The organism is Bradyrhizobium sp., assembly GCF_017881085.1.
Taxonomy (GTDB): Bacteria; Pseudomonadota; Alphaproteobacteria; order Rhizobiales; family Xanthobacteraceae; genus Bradyrhizobium.
In genome coordinates this window covers 1-5,808 of sequence record NZ_JADGRI010000329.1, presented here as the reverse complement: position 1 = coordinate 5,808, position 5,808 = coordinate 1, and the positions used below count along the sequence as shown (strand labels likewise).

The 5,808-nt window shown below is 64.1% G+C and carries 6 protein-coding genes; 3 read left to right on the top strand and 3 right to left on the bottom strand.

Features of this window, described 5'->3' with window-relative positions; genetic code table 11:
* The 3 genes from QZ213_RS23550 to gtdA form a co-directional block, all read right to left on the bottom strand.
* On the bottom strand, positions 1-444 hold a 444-nt coding region (locus tag QZ213_RS23550), incomplete at its 3' end, for an SDR family oxidoreductase (RefSeq protein ID WP_291688485.1).
* 260 nt (positions 445-704) lie between these two features.
* Positions 705-1,679, bottom strand: a complete 975-nt coding sequence (locus QZ213_RS23545) for a ketopantoate reductase family protein (RefSeq protein ID WP_291688484.1) — start codon at positions 1,677-1,679, stop codon at positions 705-707.
* A gap of 247 nt (positions 1,680-1,926) precedes the next feature.
* Entirely contained in the window at positions 1,927-3,024 is a 1,098-nt protein-coding gene (gene gtdA / locus QZ213_RS23540; RefSeq protein ID WP_291688483.1) for a gentisate 1,2-dioxygenase, read from the bottom strand.
* A gap of 112 nt (positions 3,025-3,136) precedes the next feature.
* Between gtdA and maiA the strand changes: the two genes are divergently transcribed.
* The 3 genes from maiA to QZ213_RS23525 are packed head-to-tail and all read left to right on the top strand — an operon-like array spanning position 3,137 to position 5,458.
* Positions 3,137-3,766 carry a maleylacetoacetate isomerase gene (gene maiA / locus QZ213_RS23535; RefSeq protein ID WP_291688482.1) on the top strand — a complete coding sequence of 210 codons (630 nt, stop codon included), beginning with the start codon at positions 3,137-3,139 and terminating at the stop codon, positions 3,764-3,766.
* Positions 3,756-4,265, top strand: coding sequence for a MarR family transcriptional regulator (locus tag QZ213_RS23530; protein WP_291688481.1), 510 nt, complete (start codon positions 3,756-3,758; stop codon positions 4,263-4,265). The genes maiA and QZ213_RS23530 overlap by 11 nt, the downstream gene beginning before the upstream one ends.
* Entirely contained in the window at positions 4,265-5,458 is a 1,194-nt protein-coding gene (locus tag QZ213_RS23525) for a 3-hydroxybenzoate 6-monooxygenase (RefSeq protein ID WP_291688480.1), read from the top strand. The genes QZ213_RS23530 and QZ213_RS23525 overlap by 1 nt, the downstream gene beginning before the upstream one ends.
* The last annotated feature ends 350 nt before the right edge of the window (positions 5,459-5,808 follow it).

Genomic DNA, 5,808 nt, shown 5'->3' with positions numbered 1-5,808 from the left:
CGAGTTCAGCGAAGCCAAGAGGCCCGCCGCGGACGCCGTATTGAGCAGATAGCCGGATCCGCGCGCGAGCATGCCGGGCACCAGTGCGCGCGCCGCGAACACGTGGCTCATGACATGCACCCGCCAGCTCACGTCCCAGTCGGCGTCGTCGGCGCCCTCCTGCCCCTTGCGGGACAGGCCCGCATTGGAAAAGAACACGTCGACCGGCCCGTACTTGTCCTCGGCCGCCGCGATCAGCGCCCTGATGTCCTCTTCCTGGCCGACATCGGCGGTCACCGCGAGCCCGTCGATATCGCCGGCGACTCTTGCCAGCCGGTCGCGCGAAGACTTGAGGTCGGCGATCACCACGCCGCGCGCGCCTCTTTCCGCAAAAGCGCGCGCAACCTCCGCGCCGATGCCGCTGGCGGCTCCCGTGACGACGCAGACTTTGTTTTTCACGAGCATGATGAGAATCTCACTTTCCGACGGTCGCTCTATTCTTCGCCCAGATATCCGATGTATTTTTATTGAAGCATTGGTTCGATGTTGCGGCAACGGCGGTGAGCTCCCTCTCCCCTTGTGGGAGAGGGTTGGGGTGCGGGGTCACGGTCTGTCGATAGAGCGTAACCCCTCACCCGGATCGCATCTGACGATGCGATCCGACCTCTCCCACAAGGGGAGAGGTGCACCGAGCATGCGGGACTATTGCCCAAAGTAAGGACTGTTCATCCCAGATACAGCCCCTTGTCGCGCGCCTTCTGGATCGCCAGCGCGGCCATCAGGTCGAGCATCGGCGTCGACAGTCCCGCGGCCCGCGCGAACGCCGCCGGCGCGCGGACCAGCGCGTCGATCTCCATCGCGCGGCCGAGTTCGTAGTCCTGCAGGATCGAAGGCTTGTGGTCGGGCGCAGGCCCGGTGCGGGTGACGCGCTTGACGTCGGGGATAAAGCTTTGCGCGATGCTGTTGGCCTCGTCGAGCAAACGCGGCACCACGTCGCGCAAGGCCGGATCGTCCCGCACGGCGCGAGCGGTTTGTCCGGTCAGGAGGCACAGCACCGACATCGACATGTTGGTCAGCAGCTTGGACCAGATCGTTTCCCGGATCCGCGAGACTGGCTGCGACTGGATCGAGGCTTCGTTGAGCAAAGCCCGCAGGCGTTCGATCCGCGCGCTGGCACGGTCGTCGCATTCTCCCACTTGCAGCATGTTTCGATTGGGTGAAAGATTAGCGATAATTCCGGGTGCGACGACCTCGTTCGATGAAAAGATCACGCCGCCGATGATCCGCTCTCGTGAAACCAAGGCGCGCAGCCGGCCGCTCGCGTCGAGAAAGCCGAGATCAGGCACGTCGGGATGATCCGGCGAAATGCCGATGTCGTACCACCAGGGAATGCCGTTCTGGGCGAAGACCACAGCGGTGTCCTCCCGCAACAGCGGCGGCAGGCCGGTGACAAGGCTGGCGAGGGATGTCGCCTTCAGCGTCGAGATGACGATATCCTGCGGCCCGAGCGCCGCGGGATCGTCGGATGCCCTGATCTTCGCCGGAAATACGGCCTCGCCCACGCGAAGCGTCAGGCCTTTTGCCCTGACCGCCTCCAGATGCGGCCCGCGCATCAAGCAGGAGACGTCATGCCCCGCCAGCGCAAGCCGGACCGCAAAATGGCTGCCGACGGCGCCCGCGCCGAAAATGCAGATCCGCATGGGGAGAAGTGTCCTGTTTGTGGGGAAGGCGACCGTGATGTCTCAGTTTCCACGGGCTTGGCCCGCGGCGCAACCGGCGATACGCGTTGCGGCCATGACGCTGACGATCGACAGCAATAAGATTTCCGGGTTACGACCGAGGTCGATCGCAATGGCGTCGTCTCTAACGGCGACACGTTCAGTTACCCCACCAAGCCGGTCATTCTGCAATCGCCGAAATCGGTTCCAACCCTTTGAGGCGTGGTGGCTAACCCTCCGGATGGGGTCCCGGCTTTCGCCGGGACGACGAGGAACGGAGTCCGTTGCACGCGTTGCCACGATCTTCCCGGAACAGATCCAGCTTCTGCTGGACCGGGCGATCGGAGAAACTGAACAGCACCGAATCCGCCTCCGCCTCGTGGGTGACCCACTGCCAGCTCGGCACCACGAACAGGTCGCGCGGGCCCCATTCGAAAGTCTGGTCGCCGATTCGCGAGCGGCCCTTGCCTTCGATCGCCGTGAACACGGTGGCATCCGTCGATCGATAGCGCGCCGTTTTAAATCCCTTCGGCAGCAGCTGGATGAAAGTGCCGATGGTCGGCATCGCGAAATCGCCGGTCTCGGGATTGGAGAATTTCAGCTTCAGGCCGTGGCAGGGGTCCCACTCGTTGCGCGCCTTGGCCTGTTCCAGCGCCTCGCGGGTATGGGCATAGGGATAGTTGAAGATCGGCGAGGTCTTGGATGTGCGCTTCTCGTCGACCGGCAGAAGATTGTGGCCGTAGCGCCCGAAACTGTCGCCGGCCGGCTTTGTAATTTTCTGCTGGTCTTCCTTGGAGTCCTCGGCGAATGAGGCATCGAAGAATTGCACCATCGGAATGTCGAGACCGTCGAGCCAGAACATCGGCTGCGAGGTTTCGTTGGAGTGATCGTGCCAGGTCATCGACGGCGTGATGACGAAATCGCCCGGCTCCATCGCGGTGCGCTCGCCATCGACCGAGGTATAGGCGCCCTTGCCTTCGAGGATGAAACGCAGCGCCGACTGGCTGTGCCGGTGCGAAGGCGCGATATCGCCCGGGATCACCATCTGCACGCCGGCAAACAGCGAGGTCGTCACCTTCGACTGGCCGCGCAGCCCGGGATTTTCCAGCACCAGCACCCGCCGCGTGGCTTCCTTGGCGGTGATCAGCTTGCCGGCTTCGGTCATGTAGTCGCGGATGGCGTCGAATTTCCACAAATGCGGCCGGCAAGCGCTCCTCGGCTCCGGCGTGATCAGATCGCCCATCACGTTCCAGAGCGCAGAGAGATTCTCGCCGTCGATTTTCTTGTAGAATGCCTCGCGTTCCGGCGTCTTCTGTACGGCTTCCATGGCGAGCCTCCCTGTTCTTGTTGGCTTCAAATTATTGACAGCATACTTACAATATGGCTAGCGTCAATCAGGGCGGCCAACCGCCAACGCGAAAAATCGAGGGAGGTCCCCCATGAAGCTGCACGGTTATTTCCGCAGCAGCGCGTCCTACCGGGTCAGAATCGCGTTGAATCTGAAGGGCCTGGGCGCCGAGCACCTGCCGCATCACCTTCGCAAAGGCGAACAGCTCGACCCCTCTTATCTCGCGATCAACCCGCAAGGGCTGGTGCCGACGCTGCAGTATGCGGGCGCCGTCATCACCCAGTCGCTGGCCATCATCGAATGGCTGGATGAGACCCACCCCACGCCGCCGCTGTTGCCTGACGATCCGCTGCGCCGCGCCCATGTCCGGGCGTTTGCGCAGGTGCTGGCCTGCGATACCCACCCGGTGCAGAACCTCAAAGTGCTGGCGCGGCTGCGCGAACTTGGGCTCCCCGAAGAGCAGGTGACGGGCTGGGCGGCCTGGGCCAACCGCGAGGGGCTGTCGGCCTGCGAAGTCTTGATCGCGGGCGAGCGCGGTCCGTTCTGCTTCGGCGACGCGCCGACCATGGCCGATCTCTGCCTGGTGCCGCAGCTCGCCAATGCGCGGCGCTTCGGCGTCGATGTCGCCGCCTATCCGCGGCTGTTGAAAGCGGAAGCAGCCGCAAAAGATCTCAAGGCGTTTGCGGACGCCGCGCCGGAGCGCCAGCCCGATGCCGAGTAAACCCGCAACCGTCACCATGGACGCGGTCTATACCGCTCCCGGGTATCTGTTCCGCCGGATGCAGCAGATCGCGGTCGCGATCTTCATGGAGGAGTGCCGGGAACATGACCTGACGCCGGTGCAGTTTGCGGCGCTGGTCGCGATCCAAACCCATCCCGGCATCGACGCGACGCGGCTTTCGGCCGTGATCGCGTTCGACCGCTCGACACTCGGCAACGTGATCGAACGGCTGGAGACGAAAGGCTATGTCGAGCGCAAGCCGTCGTCCGGGGACAAGCGCATCAAGCTGCTGTACCAGACCAGATCGGGCGCGGCGCTGCTGCGCGATATCATGCCCTCGGTCGATCGCGCGCAGTCGCGGATGCTGCAACCCCTGAAGCCGGCCGACCGCAAGACCCTGATGGCGCTTTTGACGCAGCTGGTCGATCTCAACAACGAGGCCTCGCGGGTGCCGCTGCGGGCCGAAGACGCGCTCGAACATCTCGGGAAATCAAACTGATGGCAGCTTCGAACACGCGGCCGGTCCTGATCGCGGGCGGCGGCATCGGCGGCCTTGCCGCTGCACTGGGTCTCGCGCAAAAGGGTATTGCCTCGATCCTGCTGGAAAAGGCCTCGACGCTCGGCGAAATCGGGGCCGGCATCCAGCTCGGGCCGAACGCCTTCCATGCCTTCGATTATCTCGGCGTCGGCGAAGCCGCGCGGAGCATGGCGGTCTATATCGATCAGCTCCGGCTGATGGATGCGCTGACCGCCGAGGAGATCACCCATGTCGATCTGCGCGAGGCGTTCCGCTCGCGCTTCGGCAATCCATATGGCGTGGTTCATCGCGGCGATTTGCACGGCGTGTTCCTGAAAGCCTGCCGGAATCACGAGCTGATCGAACTGCGCGTCAGCAGCGAAGTCGTGGGTTACGACCAGGACGCCTCGTCGGTGACGGCGCATCTTTCGTCCGGCGAGCGCGTGACGGGATCACTGTTGATCGGTGCCGACGGGCTGTGGTCGAACATCAGAAAGCAGGTCACATCAGACGGGCCGCCGCGGGTGTCCGGCCACACCACCTATCGCTCAGTGATCCCAACCGAGGAGATGCCGGAAGATCTGCGCTGGAACGCGGCGACGCTGTGGGCGGGGCCGAAATGCCATATCGTGCATTATCCACTGTCGGGCTGGAAGGTGTTCAACCTCGTCGTCACCTATCATAACGACGCGCCGGAGCCGGTGGCGGGCAAGCCGGTGTCCGAAGCGGAAGTCCTGCAGGGCTTTTCGCATGTGCATGAACGCGCGCAGAGCATCATCCGTCACGGCAAGAACTGGAAGCTCTGGGTGTTGTGCGACCGCGATCCCAACGGGAGCTGGGTCGACGGCCGCGTCGCGCTGCTCGGCGACGCCGCGCACCCGATGCTGCAATATTTCGCGCAAGGCGCCTGCCAGGCGATGGAGGACGCGGTGTGCCTGTCGCATATGCTCGGCAGCCATCCCGACAATCACGAAACCGCGCTGGAGAACTACCGCCAGCAGCGTTTTCCCCGCACCGCGCGCGTGCAACTTATGTCCCGCGCCATCGGCGAGCACATCTATCATCCCGCCGGCGACCACGCCCGTCTGCGCAACGCGATCATGCGCGCGAAGAGTTCGGAGGATTATTATCGCGATCTGGCGTGGCTCTATGGTGGGACGGGGCTCGCGGGTTAATCTCACCTCTCCCGCTTGCGGGCGAGGTCGACGCGCGCAACGCGGCGGTTTGGGGAAATCTCTCCGCCCGCTCTGGCAGCGACTATGCAGCGCCACCCCCCACCCCCGACCCCTCCCCACCGCTTCGCGGGAGGAGGGGAGAAGAGCAGTGACGATGAGCGGGCGAACGCTGACGTAAGAGGTTTGCGGAGGCGCCTACCGTCTCCCCTCCCTCCGCGCGCGCAGCGCGTGGTGGGGAGGGGTCGGGGGTGGGGGGCGTCTCCGCAGATTCGGTGCCAGCATGATTGCGGCACCGGATACTGCTTTAAATCCGCATCACCGCTTGTCTGTCGATCTTGCCGGTGCCGGTC